Annotated in this window: 16 protein-coding genes and 1 other RNA gene; 7 read left to right on the top strand and 10 right to left on the bottom strand. The window is 54.8% G+C overall.

Going from position 1 to position 18,831, the window contains the following annotated elements; all coding sequences use genetic code 11:
• Positions 1–187: 187 nt before the first annotated feature.
• A complete protein-coding gene (ygfZ, locus tag ACQE3Y_RS15065) occupies positions 188–1,174 on the top strand; it encodes a tRNA-modifying protein YgfZ (protein WP_426982000.1) in 987 nt (328 codons plus the stop codon).
• 54 nt (positions 1,175–1,228) lie between these two features.
• On the opposite strand, the gene trhA is transcribed toward ygfZ, so the two are convergent.
• Positions 1,229–1,882 (bottom strand): PAQR family membrane homeostasis protein TrhA, encoded by a 654-nt coding sequence (trhA, locus tag ACQE3Y_RS15060; RefSeq protein ID WP_426973608.1) that lies wholly within the window; start codon positions 1,880–1,882, stop codon positions 1,229–1,231.
• 216 nt (positions 1,883–2,098) lie between these two features.
• Between trhA and ACQE3Y_RS15055 the strand changes: the two genes are divergently transcribed.
• Entirely contained in the window at positions 2,099–2,830 is a 732-nt protein-coding gene (locus ACQE3Y_RS15055) for a MurR/RpiR family transcriptional regulator (protein WP_426981999.1), read from the top strand.
• A 222-nt stretch (positions 2,831–3,052) separates the two neighbouring features.
• Positions 3,053–4,489, top strand: coding sequence for a 6-phospho-beta-glucosidase (locus tag ACQE3Y_RS15050; protein WP_426973606.1), 1,437 nt, complete (start codon positions 3,053–3,055; stop codon positions 4,487–4,489).
• A 49-nt stretch (positions 4,490–4,538) separates the two neighbouring features.
• Here the strand turns inward: ACQE3Y_RS15050 and gcvP are convergent, their stop codons facing one another.
• The 7 genes from gcvP to ACQE3Y_RS15015 form a co-directional block, all read right to left on the bottom strand.
• Positions 4,539–7,412 (bottom strand): aminomethyl-transferring glycine dehydrogenase, encoded by a 2,874-nt coding sequence (gene gcvP / locus ACQE3Y_RS15045; RefSeq protein WP_426981998.1) that lies wholly within the window; start codon positions 7,410–7,412, stop codon positions 4,539–4,541.
• 108 nt (positions 7,413–7,520) lie between these two features.
• The gene (gcvH, locus tag ACQE3Y_RS15040) at positions 7,521–7,907 is read right to left on the bottom strand and encodes a glycine cleavage system protein GcvH (RefSeq protein ID WP_085070253.1); all 387 of its coding nucleotides are present in this window, start codon (positions 7,905–7,907) and stop codon (positions 7,521–7,523) included.
• A 21-nt stretch (positions 7,908–7,928) separates the two neighbouring features.
• Entirely contained in the window at positions 7,929–9,023 is a 1,095-nt protein-coding gene (gene gcvT, locus ACQE3Y_RS15035; protein WP_426981997.1) for a glycine cleavage system aminomethyltransferase GcvT, read from the bottom strand.
• 511 nt (positions 9,024–9,534) lie between these two features.
• Positions 9,535–10,734: an FAD-dependent 2-octaprenylphenol hydroxylase gene (gene ubiI, locus ACQE3Y_RS15030; RefSeq protein WP_426973601.1), complete on the bottom strand. Its 1,200-nt coding sequence runs from the start codon at positions 10,732–10,734 to the stop codon at positions 9,535–9,537.
• A 13-nt stretch (positions 10,735–10,747) separates the two neighbouring features.
• Positions 10,748–11,926 (bottom strand): 2-octaprenyl-6-methoxyphenyl hydroxylase, encoded by a 1,179-nt coding sequence (ubiH, locus tag ACQE3Y_RS15025; protein ID WP_426973599.1) that lies wholly within the window; start codon positions 11,924–11,926, stop codon positions 10,748–10,750.
• Entirely contained in the window at positions 11,923–13,245 is a 1,323-nt protein-coding gene (gene pepP, locus ACQE3Y_RS15020) for a Xaa-Pro aminopeptidase (protein ID WP_426981996.1), read from the bottom strand. Before pepP ends, ubiH begins: the two co-directional genes overlap by 4 nt.
• Positions 13,246–13,292: 47 nt before the next feature.
• Positions 13,293–13,874, bottom strand: coding sequence for a YecA family protein (locus ACQE3Y_RS15015; protein ID WP_426973597.1), 582 nt, complete (start codon positions 13,872–13,874; stop codon positions 13,293–13,295).
• 168 nt (positions 13,875–14,042) lie between these two features.
• On the opposite strand from ACQE3Y_RS15015, the gene zapA reads away from it, so the two are divergent.
• The 3 genes from zapA to ACQE3Y_RS15000 all read left to right on the top strand — a co-directional run bounded on the left by zapA (position 14,043) and on the right by ACQE3Y_RS15000 (position 15,290).
• Complete coding sequence (zapA, locus tag ACQE3Y_RS15010) at positions 14,043–14,372, top strand: cell division protein ZapA (protein ID WP_085070241.1); 330 nt, start codon at positions 14,043–14,045, stop codon at positions 14,370–14,372.
• A gap of 40 nt (positions 14,373–14,412) precedes the next feature.
• Positions 14,413–14,596: non-coding RNA, 6S RNA (gene ssrS / locus ACQE3Y_RS15005), on the top strand.
• Between the two features lie 103 nt (positions 14,597–14,699).
• Entirely contained in the window at positions 14,700–15,290 is a 591-nt protein-coding gene (locus ACQE3Y_RS15000; RefSeq protein ID WP_426981995.1) for a 5-formyltetrahydrofolate cyclo-ligase, read from the top strand.
• Positions 15,291–15,339: 49 nt separating this feature from the next.
• On the opposite strand, the gene serA is transcribed toward ACQE3Y_RS15000, so the two are convergent.
• Entirely contained in the window at positions 15,340–16,578 is a 1,239-nt protein-coding gene (serA, locus tag ACQE3Y_RS14995) for a phosphoglycerate dehydrogenase (protein ID WP_426981994.1), read from the bottom strand.
• Between the two features lie 282 nt (positions 16,579–16,860).
• Positions 16,861–17,520, bottom strand: coding sequence for a ribose-5-phosphate isomerase RpiA (gene rpiA, locus ACQE3Y_RS14990; protein WP_426973594.1), 660 nt, complete (start codon positions 17,518–17,520; stop codon positions 16,861–16,863).
• Positions 17,521–17,709: 189 nt separating this feature from the next.
• Here rpiA and ACQE3Y_RS14985 point away from each other — a divergent pair, with 189 nt between their 5' ends.
• Complete coding sequence (locus ACQE3Y_RS14985) at positions 17,710–18,624, top strand: LysR family transcriptional regulator ArgP (protein ID WP_426973593.1); 915 nt, start codon at positions 17,710–17,712, stop codon at positions 18,622–18,624.
• The last annotated feature ends 207 nt before the right edge of the window (positions 18,625–18,831 follow it).

Here is an 18,831-nt window from a genome sequence, read left to right as displayed (position 1 = left end):
GTAGCGCTTTTTTTCCGGCCTGTTACAGGCAAATTCCTCTCCTGCGTAGAGTGCCGCATAGCGCACGCGCAAGTTACAGGGTTATCAAGCGATTTGTGCGTCTGTTTCCGGAAACAGGTTGCAAAGCCCTCTTGCTCTTTTAATATGAAGTCACTTTTGGTATTCACTGACTCTTCAGGATTTCGCTATGCCTGACTTTACTTTTCCACCGCGCCAGCCGGTTGCTTCATCCCGTCTGCCGCTGACATTGATTTCACTGGAAGACTGGGCGCTGGTTGTCGCTCAGGGCGCTGACAGCACCACCTATTTACAAGGTCAGGTGACGCTGGATGTCGCCGCTCTGCCCGCTGAAAAGCATCTGCCCTGCGCGCACTGCGATGCCAAAGGCAAAATGTGGAGCAACCTGCGCCTGTTTCACCGTGGCGAAGGTTACGCCTATCTGGTGCGTCGCGGCCTGCGTGATACGCAGATCACCGAACTGAAAAAATACGCCGTGTTTTCTAAGGTCACCATCGCTGCCGACGACAACGCGGTGCTGCTTGGCGTTGCTGGCTTTCAGGCCAGAGCCGCGCTGACTAACCGTTTTGCCGCTTTGCCGGATGCACAAACGCCGGTGATTCAGGATGGTGATTCCACGTTGTTGTGGTTTAGTACTCCAGCTGAGCGTTTTCTGTTGGTGACCACCGTGGAAAAAGCCAGCGAGCTGAAACAGGCGCTGGAAGGCGAAGCGCAGTTGAACGACAGCCAGCAGTGGCTGGCGCTGGATATTGAAGCGGGCCTGCCGGTACTGGATGAAAAAAACAGCGCGCAGCTGATCCCTCAGGCCGTTAATTTACAGGCGCTGGAGGCGATCAGCTTCAAGAAAGGCTGCTATACCGGTCAGGAGATGGTCGCGCGCGCCAAATTCCGCGGCGCCAACAAGCGTGCTCTTTACTGGCTGGCAGGTAAAGCGGGACGCGTGCCTGAGGCTGGCGATGCGCTGGAACTCAGAATGGGTGAAAACTGGCGGCGCACCGGCACTATTCTGGCGGCGGTGCAGCTGGAGTCAGGCGATGTTTGGGTTCAGGCGGTACTGAATAACGACCTGGAAGCAGATAGCGAACTGCGTGTGCAGGGCGATGACGGCGGCCTGCTGGCCATTCAGCCGCTGCCCTATTCGCTGGCGGAAGCCTGACTGAAACAGCAGGTAAAAGGCGGCTATGCAGCCGCCTTTTTTATGCCTGTTCGTTTACAGCACGTAAAGATAGATGGCTAAAAAGTGACAGATGCTGCCGCCCAATACAAAGCCATGCCAGATTGCATGATTGTAAGGAATGCGATCAGCCACATAAAAGATCACCCCCAGCGTATAGGTGATGCCGCCCGCCGCCAATAGCCAGACGCCGCCGGGCGCCAGCTTCATCGCCAACTGATAGATAACGATAACCGACAGCCAGCCCATCAGTAGATAGGTGACCAGCGACAGCACCTTAAAGCGATGGATAAAAACCAGCTTAAAAATAATTCCCGCCAGCGCCATGCTCCAGATAACCACCATCAAACTATGCGCCAGAGGAGACTTCAGCCCCACCAGCAAAAAGGGCGTATAGGTGCCGGCAATCAGCAGATAGATGGCGCAGTGATCCAGCTTTTTTAACCAAAATTTCGCGCGTGGCCAGGGAACCGCGTGGTATAGCGTCGAGGCCAGAAACAGCAAAATCATACTGCCACCGTACACACTGTAGCTGGTGATAGCTATCGCGTCTGCGTTCGCCTCCAGCGCCTGACTTAGCAGCAGGATCAGCCCGACGATACCAAAAATACAGCCAATGCCGTGACTGATACTGTTGGCAATTTCCTCCGCCAACGAGTATCCCGGCGACAATCCGCTCTTATTCACCATGTCTTACTCCCTCCATCCCGCTGATATTTTGTTTATACAAAGGGAATCGTTATTGTCTCCCCTGTTCAGCTTTATTCACACAGACTAGCTAACTATCATTTCAGTGTACACGTGTACGCTTATTAAATTTATCTCATGCTATAACCTGTAAGCGCCCGTCGGTGATTAAGGCAAAATCTGGTAAGGTATGGCGCGGGAATCACTGGCGGATATAGCATGTTTACTCACAGTATAATTTCAACGCTCAATGACACAGAGATGATGGTATACAGCACCGTGATCAAAAGCGGTGACAAGGTGATGTATATGACCATTCGCGAACTGGCGGATGCCGCTGGCGTCTCTACCACCTCGGTATTACGCTTCTGTCGAAAAATGCAGTGTGACGGTTATTCCGAGTTTCGTATTCGTTTTAAATTATATCTGGAACAGGAGCAGCAGCGCCCTGTTAATTATGGCGTTAATGAAATCGTCAGCTTTTTTAAAAGTATTAATAACGATGAATTCGAAAATTTAATTAGCCAGGCGGTGGATCATATTCTGGCGGCGCAGCGTATTATTTTTGTTGGCGCGGGTACCTCCGGAACTTTAGGGAAATATGGTGCACGCTTTTTCTCTAATGTCGGTAAGTTCAGCAATTATATTGATGACCCCTATTATCCGGTTAGTAACGATATGTATAAAGATGCCCTGGCGATTATTCTTTCCATATCGGGGGAAACCGAGGAGATCCTCAGGCTGGCGAGCCAGTTCAGCCTGCACCGCTGTAAAATCATCACCATTACCAATAGCGAAACCAGCTCGCTGGCTAAGCTGGCCGATTTTAATATCTCCTGTCATATGCCATTAATACGCATGAATGGCGGCTTTGATATTACCAGTCAGGTGCCCGTTATGTATATTATCGAGACGATTGGGCGTAAACTCGCCAGCCGTCAGGCGAAATAAAACAGGCTGTTTTTCTCAGGTAACAAATCACGTTTGTCACGTTTCGTTATAACGTGACATTCTTCCGCGCTTTGCTACACTCCGGTCAACGTTTGCAATCAAACCGTTATATTTCCCTGCGCCCTTGATAACGGCTGCACTAATATTTTCCTGCCGCCGCGTAATATCACTGGGTGCTGTGTAAGCCAGACCCTTTTTTACTGCAACAGTAAGGATCTCTTTATGACAAAGCAGCAATTACCGAAGGATTTTCTCTGGGGCGGCGCCGTTGCCGCGCATCAGGTTGAAGGTGGCTGGGATCAGGGCGGTAAAGGTATCAGCATCTGTGACGTGCTCTCCGGCGGCTCACACGGCGTCGATCGCGTGATGACCGATGGCGTACAGCCCGGCTATAACTATCCAAACCATGAAGCGGTAGATTTTTATCATCGCTACAAAGAAGATATCGCGCTTTTTGCAGAGATGGGGTTTAAATGCTTCCGTACCTCTATCGCCTGGACGCGCATTTTTCCCAATGGCGATGAACGGGAGCCGAACGAAGCGGGGCTGCAATTTTACGACGACCTGTTCGATGAGCTGCTGAAGCATGGTATCGAACCGGTGATCACCCTGTCACACTTTGAGATGCCGTGGCATCTGGTGAAACAGTATGGCGGCTGGCTGAACCGTAAAGTGGTCGATTTCTTTGTGCGCTTTAGCGAAGTGGTCATGAACCGCTATCAGCACAAAGTGAAATACTGGATGACCTTTAACGAAATCAATAACCAGCGCACCTGGAACTATCCGCTGTTCGGCTATTGCTGCTCAGGCGTGGTCTTCACCGATCATGAAAAACCGGAACAGGCGATGTATCAGGTGATGCACCATCAGTTTGTTGCCAGCGCCAAAGTGGTAGAGCTGGGTCATCGCATCAATCCCGATTTCCAGATTGGCTGTATGATCGCCATGGTGCCGGTTTATCCTTTCTCCTGCCATCCGGATGATGTGATGTTTGCTCAGGAAGCGATGCACCGCCGCTATGTCTTCAGCGATGTACAGATGCGTGGCTATTATCCTGCTTATACGCTGCATGAATGGGCGCGCAAAGGTTACCACATTGAAATGGAAGCCGGAGATGAAGAGATCCTGCGCAACGGCTGCTGTGACTATATCGGCTTCAGCTATTACATGAGCAATGCGGTGCAGGCGAATACCAAAGGCGAAGGTGACTCGATTACCGGTTTCGAAGGCAGCGTGCCGAATCCGCACGTCAAGGCCTCCGACTGGGGCTGGCAGATCGATCCGGTCGGCCTGCGCTATTCGCTGAATATCCTGTATGAGCGCTATCAAAAGCCGCTGTTTATCGTGGAAAACGGCTTCGGCGCTATTGATAAACCGAATGCCAACGGCTTTATTGAAGATGACTACCGCATCGATTACCTGAGCGCGCATATTGAGCAGATGAAAAAAGCGGTGCTGGAAGATGGCGTCGATCTGATGGGCTATACGCCGTGGGGCTGCATTGACTGCGTCTCGTTCACCACCGGTCAGTACAACAAGCGCTACGGCTTTATCCATGTGGATAAAAACGATGACGGCACCGGCACCATGGCACGTTCAAAGAAAAAGAGCTTCGCCTGGTATCAGCAGGTGATTGCCAGCAACGGCGAGCAGCTTTAACAACAAGAAGGCCGGAACAAGTCCGGCCTTTTTTATCACTTAAACAGGCTTACTGGTAATCGCTAAGCGGCACGCAAGAACAGAACAGATTGCGGTCGCCAAATACGTCATCCAGGCGCTTCACCGTCGGCCAGTATTTATTGGCGCTGCCTGCCGGGAACACTGCCAGCTCACGGCTGTAAGGATGTGTCCATTCGCCCACCATTTCCTGCTGCGTGTGCGGCGCATTAACCAGCGGGTTATCTTCCAGCGGCCACTCGCCGTCCGCCACGCGATCGATCTCCATACGAATCGCCAGCATCGCATCGATAAAGCGATCCAGTTCAGCTTTTCCTTCTGATTCAGTTGGCTCAACCATCAGCGTACCGGCAACCGGGAATGACATTGTTGGCGCATGGAAGCCGTAATCAATCAGACGCTTGGCGATATCCAGCTCGCTGATGCCGGTCTGCTCTTTTAACGGACGAATATCCAGAATGCATTCATGCGCTACGCGGTTATCGCGACCGGTATAAAGCACCGGATACGCCGACTGCAGACGGCTGGCGATATAGTTGGCATTGAGGATAGCGACCGAGCTGGCCTGCTTCAGCCCCTCTGCGCCCATCATGCGAATATACATCCAGCTAATTGGCAGAATCGACGCGCTGCCAAACGGCGCGGCGGATACTGCGCCCTGCTGCGTGAGCATATCATCAATCTGCACCACGCTATGACCCGGCACAAACGGTGCCAGATGCGCTTTCACGCCGATTGGCCCCATTCCCGGGCCGCCGCCGCCGTGCGGGATACAGAAGGTTTTATGCAGGTTCAGGTGAGAAACGTCTGCGCCAATATAGCCCGGCGTGGTGATCCCGACCTGCGCGTTCATGTTCGCGCCGTCAAGGTAGACCTGGCCGCCATACTGATGAACGATCTGACAAACCTCGCGGATAGTCTCTTCGTATACGCCGTGCGTGGAGGGATAGGTCACCATAATACAGGAGAGCGCGCTGCCTGCCTGCTCTGCTTTCTGACGCAAATCATGCAGGTCAATATTGCCCTGTTTATCGCAGGCCACCACCACCACCGTCATGCCCGCCATCTGCGCCGAAGCCGGGTTGGTGCCGTGTGCTGAGCTGGGGATCAGACAGATATGACGTTCGCCTTCATTACGGCTTTCATGGTAACGGCGAATCGCGAGCAGGCCAGCATATTCACCCTGCGCGCCAGAGTTGGGCTGCATACACAGCGCATCATAGCCGGTCAACTGCACCAGCCACTGCGAGAGCTGGCCGATCATTTGCAGATAGCCCGCAGCCTGCTCCGCCGGGCAGAATGGGTGCAGCTCGGCGAATTCTGGCCAGGTGATCGGGATCATTTCAGCGGCGGCGTTCAGCTTCATGGTGCAGGAGCCGAGCGGGATCATCGCCTGATTCAGCGCCAGATCCTTTTTCTCCAGGCTGTGCATATAACGCATCATCTCGGTTTCGCTGTGATAACGATTAAATACCGGATGGGTCAGAATCGGCTGCTGGCGCTGCAGCGCAGGCGGAATAGAACCGCTGTCGGCGGCAACGGCGGCGTCCAGCGCATCAATATCCAGTCCGTGCTCATCGCCCAGCAGAATAGCAAACAGCGTGGCGATATCTTCGCGGCTGGTGGTTTCATCCAGCGTAATACCCACCGCCTGATGAATATCGGTACGCAGGTTAACGCCAAAGCTGAGCGCACGCGCCAGCACCGCCGCCTTGTCCGCAACCTCCACGGTAAGAGTATCGAACCAGCTATGATGACGCAGGGTCAGGCCGCCTTTTTGCAGCCCGGCCGCCAGAATATCCGTCAGGCGATGGATACGGCTGGCGATACGCTTCAGTCCCTGCGGGCCATGGAACACGGCATAAAAACCGGCGATATTGGCCAGCAGCACCTGGGAGGTACAGATATTAGAGTTCGCCTTTTCACGGCGGATATGCTGTTCACGCGTTTGCATCGCCATGCGTAACGCGGTGTTGCCTGCAGTATCGCGCGATACGCCGATAATACGCCCCGGCATTGACCGTTTAAATTCATCGCGTGCGGCAAAGAAAGCTGCATGTGGGCCGCCGTAGCCCATCGGCACGCCGAAACGCTGGGCAGATCCAAAAACGATGTCCGCGCCCTGCTTACCCGGCGCTTCCAGCAATACCAGCGCCATAAAGTCAGCCGCCACGCTCACCACCACTTTACGGGCCTTTAATTCGCCGATCAGCGCGCTATAGTCGTGCGCTTCGCCAGTGGTGCCGGTTTGCTGCAACAGCACGCCAAACAGCGCCTCATGATCCAGCGCGCGCTCCGCCTTATCCACCAGGATTTCAAAGCCGAACGTCTCTGCGCGCGTTTTTACTACGTCCAGCGTTTGCGGATGGATATCATCAGCAATAAAGAATTTGTTGGCATTTTTAAGCTTGCTGACGCGCTTTGCCATCGCCATCGCTTCTGCGGCAGCAGTGGCTTCATCCAGTAACGAGGCGGAAGCGATATCCATCCCGGTTAAATCCAGCGTCAGCTGCTGGAAGTTCAGTAACGCCTCCAGACGCCCCTGGGAGACTTCCGGTTGATAAGGGGTATAGGCGGTGTACCAGCCTGGGTTTTCCAGCATGTTGCGCAGAATAACCGGCGGCGTCAGCACCGGTGTATAGCCCATGCCGATATAGGTTTTGCAGCGCTGGTTACGGCTGGCGATCGCTTTTAGCTCCGCCAGCGCCTGATGTTCCGTGAGCGCATCGCCAATAGCGGGCGGGCCTGGCAACTGAATATCAACAGGAACAATACTGCCGATAAGCTCACTGAGCGAAGGGGCACCGATGGCCTGTAGCATGCTTTCCTGCTGTGAGGCAGAGGGACCGATATGGCGTTCGATAAAGGCGCCAGTATGTTCAAGCTGGCTGAGTGTCTGAGTCATGAATCGTCAATCCTGAGGGGCGGCTACCGCTATCAACATAAGCGGCCAGCCGCAGCGACCGCTAAAACCTGGAGGTCAGCGCATTATCCGCTGACAGCCTGCTGGAGATTACTCATCAATGGAGGCCAGATAGGCTTCCGCATCCATCAGTTGCTCCAGTTCAGATTCATCGCTGGCTTTGAGGCGAAACAGCCAGCCGGAAGCGTAAGGCTCGCTGTTAACCAGCTCCGGCGAAGTTTCCAGCGCATCGTTAACCGCCACAACCTCGCCGCTTAACGGGGCGTAAATATCAGAAGCCGCCTTGACCGATTCCGCGACCGCGCAGTCGTCACCGGCGGCAAAGCTGCTGCCTACTTCCGGCAGGTCGATAAATACCATATCGCCCAGCAGCTCCTGCGCATGTTCAGTAATGCCAACGGTATAAGTGCCGTCCGCTTCCTTACGCACCCATTCATGACTTTCACGATATTTTAATTCATTTGGCACATTGCTCATCGCTGCATTCTCCTGCACTGGTTACTGAGCGACCGGTTTACCGGCGCGAACAAAAATAGGTTTAGTGACGTTGACCGGCATTTCCCGATTACGAATCTGTACGATGGCCTGCTCGCCAATACCCGCCGGAACGCGGGCCAGCGCAATGCTGCAGCCTAACGTTGGAGAAAAAGAGCCGCTGGTAATTACCCCCTGCTGCAGGTTGCCCTGCGCATCGGTAAACATTACCGGCAAACCATTACGCAACACGCCCTTTTCCGTCATCACCAGGCCAACCAGCTTCTCGGTGCCCTTTTCACGCTGATGCTCCAGCGCCTCGCGCCCGATAAACTGACGATCGGCTGGCTCCCAGCAGAGCGTCCAGCCCATATTCGCCGCCAGTGGCGAGACGCCTTCATCCATATCCTGGCCGTAAAGATTCATCCCCGCCTCCAGACGCAGCGTGTCACGCGCGCCCAGTCCGGCAGGCTTTACGCCCGCAGCCAACAGCTGCTGCCAAAATTCAGCGGCCTGCTCACCCGGCAGTGCGATTTCATAGCCGCTTTCGCCGGTATAGCCGGTGGTGGCGATAAAAAATCCGTCTGACTCAACGCCGAAAAAGGGCTTCATACCGCTCACAGCCTGACGCTGCGCATCGCTAAACAGCGTTTGCGCTTTCTGCTGGGCATTCGGTCCCTGTACGGCAATCAACGCCAGATCGTCACGTACCTGTAACGACACATCGTAGGGCTGCGCATGCTCGCCTATCCACGCCAGATCTTTTTCGCGCGTAGCGGAGTTCACCACCAGCCGGAACCAGCTATCGCTCATAAAGTAAACAATCAAATCATCAATCACGCCACCGGAAGCATTGAGCATGGCGCTGTAAAGTGCCTTTCCTGGCTGCGTCAGTCGCGCAACATCATTCGCCAGCAGTATGCGCAGAAACGCCCGGGTGCCTTCACCCCGGAGATCCACAATGGTCATATGGGAGACATCAAACATACCGGCATCTGTCCGTACCGCATGATGTTCATCCATCTGCGAACCATAGTGCAGCGGCATCATCCAGCCGTGGAAATCGACCATGCGGGCGCCGCACGCTTGATGCTGTTGATACAAAGGAGTCTGCTTCATAACATTCCTGTGCGTTAACGGGGTGATCAGACGCTAAAAGAGGCTAAAACGTCCGACGCAAACGTTCTCTTTCATTCGACGTTATCACTGAATGAGCCGTTTAACCATAAGCTAAACAAGGGCGAATTCATTCTGACAGCGTTGAAGTCCTCAGGGATTGTGCAGAACTTTTCACTGAAAAAATGCGTGGCAAGGCACATAACCAGCAACAAAAGCGCAACAAAGCAGTTTAAAAACCAGCCAGAGAATAAATAACGTTAAGAACGGCCACTGGCAAACAGCTTTGCGCATTAGAAAAAATAATGCGAAAGGAGGGGTTAAATTAGAATAATTCAAACGAAAGATCCAAAAGCGTGCAGCTGCTTCAGACTGGTGCAAAGCAGAGAAAAATGCGTGAAAAAACCATAACAGGTGATGAACGGCGCAAAAAAGGGCCGAACGGCCCTGAGATAGTGGGCTACAAACCCGCGCTGTAGGTTTGACGTGTAAATGCCCTGTCAGCAGGCTGCGCTTAGCGTAACCATTCCGGCAGGTCATGTAAGCCCATCGCCTGTTTCAGCAATCGGGGCTTAACGCCCGGCAGACGATCCGCCAGCCGCAGGCCAACATCGCGCAATAGCTTTTTCGCAGGATGGTTGCCGGCAAACAGCTCACGAAATCCCTGCATATTAGCCAACATGAGTGCCGCGCTGTGTTTGCGGCTACGCTCATAGCGACGCAGATAGAGATGCTGACCGATATCTTTGCCCTGCTGCTGCAGGCGGCGGATTTCACCGGTAAGCTCCGCAGCATCCATAAAGCCCAGGTTAACGCCCTGCCCGGCAAGCGGATGGATGGTATGGGCCGCATCGCCAACCAGCGCCAGCCGATGGGCCGCAAACTGGCGGGCATAGCGCGCCGTCAAAGGAAATGTCTGCCGTTCGCTCTCCAGCTCACACAGGCCAAGACGCATATCGAAAGCGACCGACAGTTGCTGATTAAACAGCGCGGCAGGCATTTCACGCAGCCGGGTCGCTTCCTGCGGCGGCAATGACCAGACAATCGAACAAAGATGCGCATCGCTCAGCGGCAGGAAAGCCAGTATGCCTTCGCCATGGAAAACCTGACGCGCCACCGCCTGATGCGGCTGTTCGGTACGAATATTCGCAACCAGCGCGTGATGCTGATAATCCCAGAAGGTTAAGGGAATATCGGCCTTTTCACGCAGCCAGGAGTGCGCACCGTCAGCCCCAACCAGCAGGCGCGCGCTCATCATGCTGCCATCCTGCAATGTGATAAAAGCTTCGTTATCGCCAAAAGCGACCTGCTGCAGCTGAGCCGGTGCCAGCAGCGTGATATCACTCAACTGTTGCGCACGCTGCCATAAAGCGTGATGGATAGCCTGATTTTCAATAATGTGGCCAAGATGGCTGACGCCCTGCGGCTCATCAAATTCAATGCGGCCAAAACTATCGCGATCCCATACCTCCATGCCGTGATAGGCGCTTGCGCGCTGCGCCAGAATCGCGGACCAGACATCAAGATGCTGTAGTAGCCGTTCGCTGGCGGCATTGATCGCAGAAACGCGCAGGCCGTGCGGCTCGCTGGGGTTAAAGGGTTCCGGCGCAGATTTTTCCAGCACCGCGATACGCAGGCCGCAGCCCTGTAATCCGCAGGCTACCGCCAGCCCCACCATTCCGCCACCGGCGATCACCACATCATAAGTTTGCATTGAAATCCTCTTTTCAGCGCGTTACCCAGCCAAGCGTACGCTCCGCCAGGCGGTTGCGCAGCCAGGGTAAATTGTCCATTGTCATCAGGCCAAAATTACGTCCTGCCACCAGCGGCAGATAACGGTTAGCAAACAGCCGCACCAGCCCATCGGTAATGCCGATAGTGGCGGCGCGATCCGCCTTTCGCCGTTGACGATAATGCTGTAGTACGGCAAAACTGCCCGGGTCTTCCTGCTGGCGTTGCGCTGCCGCCAGCGTTTCAGCCAGCGACATCACGTCACGTATGCCAAGGTTAAATCCCTGTCCGGCAATCGGATGTAAGGTCTGTGCCGCGTTGCCCACCAACGCCAGCCGATGCGCTACTGTCTGGCTGGCGCTTTGCAGCGCCAGCGGGTAGCTGGCGCGCTGTCCTACATGGGTAAAACGTCCCAGCCGCCAGCCAAACGCCTGCTGAAGTTCAGCTAAAAACCCGGCGTCGCTCCAGCTATCGATACGCGATTGCGCTGCTGGTGGATGACACCAGACCAGCGAACTGCGGCCATGCGACATCGGCAGCAAGGCCAGCGGGCCATGTTCGGTAAAGCGCTCAAAAGCGCGTCCCTGATGAGCAATTTGCGTCGTCACGTTGGCGATAACGGCGATTTGTTGATAGTCACTCCGCTGCCACTGAACGCCGCAGGCAGCAGCCACGCGTGAACGGGAACCATCCGCCGCGACCAGTAAACGCCCCTGCAGCTGCTCTCCGCTGGTCAGGGTAACATTGATATGATCCTGATGCTGTTCAACGCGGCTTACCTGCTCCGGGCAGCGCAGCGTCACGCCGGGAGCCTTGCGTAACCGCTGATATAACCGGTTTCCCACTTCGTGCAGCTCAACCACATTGCCCAAAGCGTTAACGCCATAATCAGCGGCATCGATGTTTACAAACCCGGCGTGACCGCGATCGCTAACGTGAACATGGGTAATTGGCGTTGCGCAGTCGGCAAGCGCGGGCCAGAGATTAATGGCCGCCAGCTGCTGACAGGTTCCTGCCGCCAGCGCGATTGCGCGTCCGTCATAGCCTGGATGGGCGCGTTCTCCCGGCGCAATTGCTTCAATTAGCGTAACCGGCATCTTTCCCTGCGTCAGATGCGAAAGCGCCAGCGCCAGCGTTGCGCCGGTCATGCCGCCACCGGCAATGATCACGCTCATGCCTGCTGCGCTGCCGCCATCAGCGCTTCGATAGCATCAACATCTTTCACCACGCTATCGGTAAGATTTTCATTTCCTTGTTCGGTAATCACGATGTCATCTTCAATACGAATGCCGATGCCGCGATATTCAGCCGGTACATCCGCATCCGGCGCGATATAAAGCCCCGGCTCAACGGTAAGCACCATGCCCGGCTCCAGAATACGTCCACGATCCGGCGTGCCGTAATCACCGACATCATGTACATCCAGCCCCAGCCAGTGACTCAGGCCGTGCATGAAGAACTGTCGATGGGCGTTTTCAGCGATCAGCAATTCCACATCACCTTTCATCACGCCCAGCTCCACCAGCCCGGTAACCATGACCCGCACCACCTCCTGGTTCACCTCACGAATGCTGGTGCCGGGACGAAACAGCGACAGCGCTTTGTACAGCGAAGCCAGCACGATGTTGTAAATCGCCCGCTGCGGCGCACTGAACCGGCCGTTAACCGGGAAGGTGCGGGTAATATCGCCTGCATAACCGTGCAGTTCACAGCCGGCATCGATCAGCACCAGGTCGCCATCGCGCAGCGCGCTCTCGTTTTCGGTGTAGTGCAGAATACAGGCATTTTCGCCGCCGCCAACAATGGTGTTGTAAGAAGGATGTCGTGCGCCGTGACGGGTAAACTCATGATGAATTTCACCCGCCAGTTGATATTCAAACATGCCGGGCCGACAGGCCTGCATAGCGCGCGTATGCGCCATCGCACTGATTTTTCCGGCGCGGCGTAATATTTCCAGCTCTTCCGGTGCTTTAAACAGGCGCATCTCATGCACCCAGGGCCGCCAGTCAGTTAGCGTATTCGGCGCCTGCAGGTTTTGCCGGAAGCCGCGACGCAGCTTTTCTAACGCGCTGAACAGAATACGATCGGCAAATTCATATTCGCCCTGCGCATGGTAAACCACCTCCAGCCCGTTCAGCAGCTGATGAAGCTGTTCGTCCAGCGCATCCCAGGGCAGCGCGCGATCCACGCCCAGCTTTTCCGGCGCAGAATCCTGCCCCAAACGGCGACCAAACCAGATTTCCGCCTGTTTATCGCGTACGCGGTTAAACAGCACGCTGTGGTTGTGGGTTTCACTGCTTTTAATCAATAGCAGCAGCGCTTCAGGCTCGTTGAAGCCGGTGAAATACCAGAAATCGCTATGCTGGCGAAAAGGATATTCGCTATCCGCGCTGCGCGTCACTTCCGGCGCCGCAAAAATTAACGCCGCGCTGCCCACAGCCATACGCGACAACAGCGCCTGACGGCGCTGCAAAAAAGTATCCAGCGTAATCATCCGTATCTTCTCCCTGAGTTAGGCCGCCGCGCGGCGATAGCAAACCATCAGTGCAGCGTAACCTTTTTCTCTTCCGGCGCGCCCGGCGGCATCGGCGGATTAAAGGTTTCATAGCATAGCAAGGCGGCTACGCGCACATACTCAATAACCTCTTCCATTGACTGCTCCAGCTCTTCCTGGTCGTCCTCTTCATCATAGCCAAGCTGCGCAATGGTGCGCAGATCGTCGATGGCTTCGCCCGCTTCGCCTTTGACTTTATCCAGTTTAGGCTGCGTTACGCCCAGCCCTAGCAGAAAATGGTTAACCCAGCCGGCTAACCCATCCGCGCGCTCAAAGACGCTGCTTTGGTCTTCGTCGGGCAGCATCAGCTGAAACAGAAAGCCCTCTTCTTCCAGCGTATCCTGAATATGCGCATGCAGTGCCTGTAGCGGCTGCGAGAGCGATTGTGAGAAGGCTAATCCTTCGTTGGCAAGATCGTGCACCAGCGCTTTCCAGCTGTGATCTTTATTGCCACCGCAGACAATGCCGCTGATCAAGCCGTGCATTTCAGCCGGCGTCATTCCCACCCCCTGTTGGGTCAGGAGGGATGCCAGCGTCTGATAGCCCGGCTGTGTGTTATCTGTAGACATATGCATTATCATCGTTGGCGGAGTAAGTTCGTGTTATGCTACCACCAGGTGCCTTGAGGTTTCCAGAAAGGGCTTGTTTCTTCACGCAAGGGTAGATATAGTGGCGCCCCTTCTGAGCCGGAGCAGGTTCAGAACGATGCGGGCGCAGTAATCAGTCAGGAAGGTGGCATGTCTGCACAACCGGTAGATATTCAGATTTTTGGACGTTCGTTACGCGTGAATTGTCCGCCTGAACAGCAAGATGCGCTGAACGCGGCGGCGGAAGATCTTAATCAGCGGTTGCAAGATCTGAAAGTTCGCACTAGAGTCACAAATACAGAGCAGCTGGTGTTCATCGCTGCGTTGAACATTTGCCATGAGCTGGCGCAGGAAAAGGGGAAAACCCGGGACTACGCTGCTAACATGGAACAACGCATTCGAATGCTGCAACAGACCATTGAACAAGCGTTGCTTGAGCAAGGTCGCATAACTGAACGCCAGGGTGCGAAGTTCGAATAACACTTTACGGCCTGCTGTGATACAGTGGCGGTGAAGTACAATTTCTCTGAGATGTTTGCAAGTGGGCCAGTCCCCTGAGCCGATATTTCAAAACCACAGAGTGTGGCGCTCCGCAGCCTGTGTGCATGCCCGGTCCGTCCGGGAAGCCTAATGGTTACGACGACACATTCACCTTGAACCAAGGGTTCAAGGGTTACAGCCTACGGCGGCATCTCGGAGATTCCTTTCTTTTCCTCAGCAGTAACAGTAACGCCCTGCGTTCGCCTGTAAATCCTCTGTGTTCTCTGTGCTATATTCGCAGCATTCCCCGCTGGCGCAGGAACCCCTATGTCTTTATCTCTTGAACCACAGGCTATACGTACGCATGTACGCCATTTACGGCGTGGACTCAGCGCAGAGCAGCAAACGCGTGCGGCAAATAGCGTCGCTGAACATGCATTAAACGTAGCGTCGATGGATCAGGCGCAGCATATCGCGCTGTTTCTGTCGGTTGATGGCGAGCTCAATACCCGTCCGCTGATTGCCCGGCTCTGGCAACAGCACAAGCAGGTTTATCTGCCGGTATTACACCCTTTCTCGCCGGGAAACCTGTTGTTTATCCACTATACGCCGGAAACAATACTGATCCCCAATCGGCTACGCATTCCGGAGCCGCCGCTGGACGTGCGGCATATTATTCCGCTCGACCGGCTGGACGTGATGTTTGTGCCGCTGGTGGCGTTTGATAAGCAGGGACAGCGTCTGGGAATGGGGGGCGGGTTTTACGATCGCACCCTGCAGCACTGGCGCAGCCATGGTTTTCTTCCCATCGGTCTGGCGCACGACTGTCAGCAGGTGGATACGCTGCCTGCCGAAGCCTGGGATATCCCGTTACCGGCGATTTTAACCCCTTCCCGTCTGTGGCAGTGGGAAACGTAAAACGCCGCCTGAAAATCAAGGCGGCGTTCACAGAGATAAACGCGGGTAATCAGTAAAGCAGGCGCGCGCGCATCGTGCCCGGAATTGCTTTCATCAGCATCAGCGCTTTATGCGCAACATCCAGTTCCGCATCAATATCGATAACCACATAGCCCATCATCGGCGTGGTTTGCAGATACTGCGCAGAGATATTGATCCCCTGCTCCGCGAAAATCTGGTTAATGGCGGTCAGCACCCCTGGACGGTTTTCATGGATATGCAGCAGACGGCTAACGTGCGCGCCATGCACAGGCAGGGAAACTTCCGGGAAGTTAACGGCAGAGAGCGTAGAGCCGTTATCAGAATATTTCGCCAGCTTGCCAGCGACTTCAATGCCGATATTCTCCTGCGCTTCCTGCGTTGAGCCGCCGATATGCGGCGTCAGGATCACGTTGTCGAATTCGCACAGCGGGGAGTTAAACGGATCGCTGTTGGTCGCCGGCTCTTCCGGGAAGACATCGATAGCCGCACCGGACAGATGTTTATTCGCCAGCACCTGGCAGAGCGCAGGAATATCCACCACCGTTCCGCGCGAGGCGTTAATCAGCAGCGAACCGGGCTTCATCAAGGCCAGCTCCTCTGCTCCCATCATATTTTGGGTAGCGGGGGTTTCCGGCACGTGCAGGCTGACAACATCGCTCATATTCAGCAAATCGGAAAGATGCGTGACCTGTGTAGCGTTACCCATTGGCAGCTTGTTTTCAATATCGTAGAAGAATACGTGCATACCCAGGCTTTCCGCCAGCACGCCCAGCTGCATGCCGATATGACCATAGCCAATAATGCCCAGTTTCTTACCGCGCGCCTCATACGAACCGGCCGCCTGTTTATTCCAGATGCCGCGATGGGCTTTGGCATTCGCCTCTGGGATGCCGCGCATCAGCAACAGCATCTCCCCGATAACCAGCTCCGCCACTGAACGCGTATTCGAGAACGGCGCATTGAACACCGGCACGCCGCGTTTTGCCGCCACGTCTAAATCCACCTGATTGGTGCCGATACAGAAGCAGCCTACGGCCACCAGCTTTTCAGCTGCGGCAAGAATCTCTTCAGTCAGCTGAGTACGGGAACGAATACCGATAAAGTGCGCATCGCGAATGGAGGCTTTCAGCGCTTCGCTATCCAGCGCGCCTTTGTGATATTCAATATTGGTGTAACCTGCCGCACGCAAATTATCCAGCGCGCTTTGGTGAACGCCTTCCACCAGCAGAAACTTAATTTTGTCTTTCTCCAGCGATACTTTTGCCATTTCCCGACCCTATTTTGCAGACTTCAGAAGAGGCTGTAATAAGCCAGCCTTCTGCCAAAATATCAAAATTTACGCGCACGGCAATACAAACGATTGCCTGCCGCTTAGCATGGGTAAATGTGGATTAAGACGGATTCAACAGATTATGATGAGAAGCGCGTTACTGGCAGAACGATAGCATTGCAGACACCCGTTATGTGACATAAGTCACCAAATTATGCCGTGCGTAGAAAAGATGTTTTTCAGCAAGAAATAACCGGCGCGGCAGACGCGCCGGTCAGATCATTGGGTAATGGTTTTTACCCCATCAGGGCCGCCGATCAGTGCCACATCGGCGCCGCGTGCGGCAAAAAGCCCCACCGTTACTACGCCAGGCAACGCATTGATGGCGCGCTCCAGCTCGGTCGGGTTCACAATGCTGAGATTATGTACGTCGAGAATAATGTTGCCATTATCGGTTACCACCTGCTGACGATATTCCGGCAGGCCGCCCAGCTTCACCAGTTCACGCGCCACATAAGAACGCGCCATAGGGATCACTTCCACCGGCAGCGGGAAAGCGCCCAGCACATCAACCTGCTTTGACGCATCAGCGATGCAGATAAACTTATCCGCGACCGCCGCGATGATCTTCTCACGCGTCAGCGCCGCGCCGCCGCCCTTGATCATCTGCATCTGCGGGTTGATTTCATCGGCGCCGTCAACGTATACCGCCAGAGAGTCGACCTCGTTAAGATCGAATACCGGGATACCCAGACCTTTTAGCTTCAGCGTAGAAGCCTCTGAGCTGGAAACCGCCCCCTCGATTTGGTGTTTGATCGAGCCGAGTGCATCAATAAAGTGGGCGGCGGTCGAGCCGGTGCCCACGCCAACAATGGTCCCTGGCGTGACATAATCCAGCGCGGCCCAGCCAACTGCTTTTTTCAGTTCATCCTGCGTCATGGTATGTTTAAAACCTGTGCTAATAGTGTGCGCGTAGTATAAAACAAGCTCTGGCTAAAATGCCTGTTGGACACGCGGTGTTTTGTCGCTTTGCAAAGCAGTCCACAAACTGTCGTCGTTATCCGCAGCCGCAAAGTATTAATTTTATGGCATAGTGTCCCGCCGTTCCTGAAGGAGAACAGAATAACAATGAAAAGACCCGATTATCGAACGCTTCAGGCTCTGGACGCTGTGATTCGCGAGCGCGGCTTTGAGCGCGCGGCGCAAAAATTGTGTATCACCCAGTCGGCGGTGTCACAACGTATAAAGCAGCTGGAGAACATGTTCGGTCAACCTTTGCTGGTGCGCACTATTCCGCCCCGCCCGACCGAACAGGGACAAAAACTGCTGGCTTTGCTGCATCAGGTAGAGCTGCTGGAAGATGAGTGGCTGGGGGATGAAAACGGCGGCACAACGCCGTTGCTGCTGTCACTGGCGGTAAACGCGGACAGTCTGGCGACCTGGCTGCTGCCCGCGCTAAAAGATGTTTTAACCGATTCGCCGGTACGCCTGAATTTACAGGTGGAAGATGAAACCCGCACGCAGGAACGCTTACGTCGTGGTGAGGTTGTCGGGGCCGTGAGTATTCAGCCGCAGCCGCTGCCCAGCTGTTTAGTGGATCGGCTTGGCGCGCTGGATTACCTGTTTGTCGGCTCGCCTGAGTTCGCCGCACGCTACTTTCCTAATGGCGTAACGCGCTCAGCGTTGCTAAAAGCGCCAGCGGTGGCCTTTGATCATCTTGATGATATGCACCAGGCCTTTTTACAGCAGAATTTTGATTTATCGCCCGGCAGCGTGCCTTGCCATATCGTTAATTCGTCTGAGGCGTTTGTGCAGCTGGCACGTCAGGGCTCGACCTGCTGTATGATCCCACACCTGCAAATCGAAAGAGAGCTGGCAAGCGGTGAGCTAATCGATCTTACACCCGGCCTTTATCAGCGCCGGATGCTTTACTGGCACCGCTTTGCGCCAGAAAGCCGCCTGATGCGTAAGGTCACCGATGCGTTGCTGGCGCATGGTCATCGTGTATTGCGTCAGGAAGAAGATAAAGCGATTAGCGGTTAAGGCGCGATGAAAGACATGCTTGCCTGCACATTAACGCCCAAAACCTAAGGCTCGGGGAGTGCAGGCAGAGGAGTAAAGCGTCCCGCGCCATGGATGGCGCGGGCCGAGCTGTCAGGGATGACGTTTTTTGCGTCTTTACGATCGGCCTGCACTTCCCGCGCAAGCGCCCTGCTTCCGCAACCTAAGGCGTGAGAAGTCCTTTAGGCT

This window comes from Pantoea sp. FN0305, assembly GCF_050113845.1.
GTDB lineage: Bacteria > Pseudomonadota > Gammaproteobacteria > Enterobacterales > Enterobacteriaceae > Mixta > Mixta alhagi.
This window is presented reverse-complemented; position numbering and strand designations above follow the sequence as displayed.

Bases quoted from the DNA above. Each gene is read 5' to 3' on its own strand.
- ygfZ (WP_426982000.1), top strand. From the start codon at position 188: ATGCCTGACTTTACTTTTCCACCGCGCCAGCCGGTTGCTTCATCCCGT.
- trhA (WP_426973608.1), bottom strand. From the start codon at position 1,882: ATGGTGAATAAGAGCGGATTGTCGCCGGGATACTCGTTGGCGGAGGAA.
- ACQE3Y_RS15055 (WP_426981999.1), top strand. From the start codon at position 2,099: ATGTTTACTCACAGTATAATTTCAACGCTCAATGACACAGAGATGATG.
- ACQE3Y_RS15050 (WP_426973606.1), top strand. From the start codon at position 3,053: ATGACAAAGCAGCAATTACCGAAGGATTTTCTCTGGGGCGGCGCCGTT.
- gcvP (WP_426981998.1), bottom strand. From the start codon at position 7,412: ATGACTCAGACACTCAGCCAGCTTGAACATACTGGCGCCTTTATCGAA.
- gcvH (WP_085070253.1), bottom strand. From the start codon at position 7,907: ATGAGCAATGTGCCAAATGAATTAAAATATCGTGAAAGTCATGAATGG.
- gcvT (WP_426981997.1), bottom strand. From the start codon at position 9,023: ATGAAGCAGACTCCTTTGTATCAACAGCATCAAGCGTGCGGCGCCCGC.
- ubiI (WP_426973601.1), bottom strand. From the start codon at position 10,734: ATGCAAACTTATGATGTGGTGATCGCCGGTGGCGGAATGGTGGGGCTG.
- ubiH (WP_426973599.1), bottom strand. From the start codon at position 11,926: ATGAGCGTGATCATTGCCGGTGGCGGCATGACCGGCGCAACGCTGGCG.
- pepP (WP_426981996.1), bottom strand. From the start codon at position 13,245: ATGATTACGCTGGATACTTTTTTGCAGCGCCGTCAGGCGCTGTTGTCG.
- ACQE3Y_RS15015 (WP_426973597.1), bottom strand. From the start codon at position 13,874: ATGTCTACAGATAACACACAGCCGGGCTATCAGACGCTGGCATCCCTC.
- zapA (WP_085070241.1), top strand. From the start codon at position 14,043: ATGTCTGCACAACCGGTAGATATTCAGATTTTTGGACGTTCGTTACGC.
- ACQE3Y_RS15000 (WP_426981995.1), top strand. From the start codon at position 14,700: ATGTCTTTATCTCTTGAACCACAGGCTATACGTACGCATGTACGCCAT.
- serA (WP_426981994.1), bottom strand. From the start codon at position 16,578: ATGGCAAAAGTATCGCTGGAGAAAGACAAAATTAAGTTTCTGCTGGTG.
- rpiA (WP_426973594.1), bottom strand. From the start codon at position 17,520: ATGACGCAGGATGAACTGAAAAAAGCAGTTGGCTGGGCCGCGCTGGAT.
- ACQE3Y_RS14985 (WP_426973593.1), top strand. From the start codon at position 17,710: ATGAAAAGACCCGATTATCGAACGCTTCAGGCTCTGGACGCTGTGATT.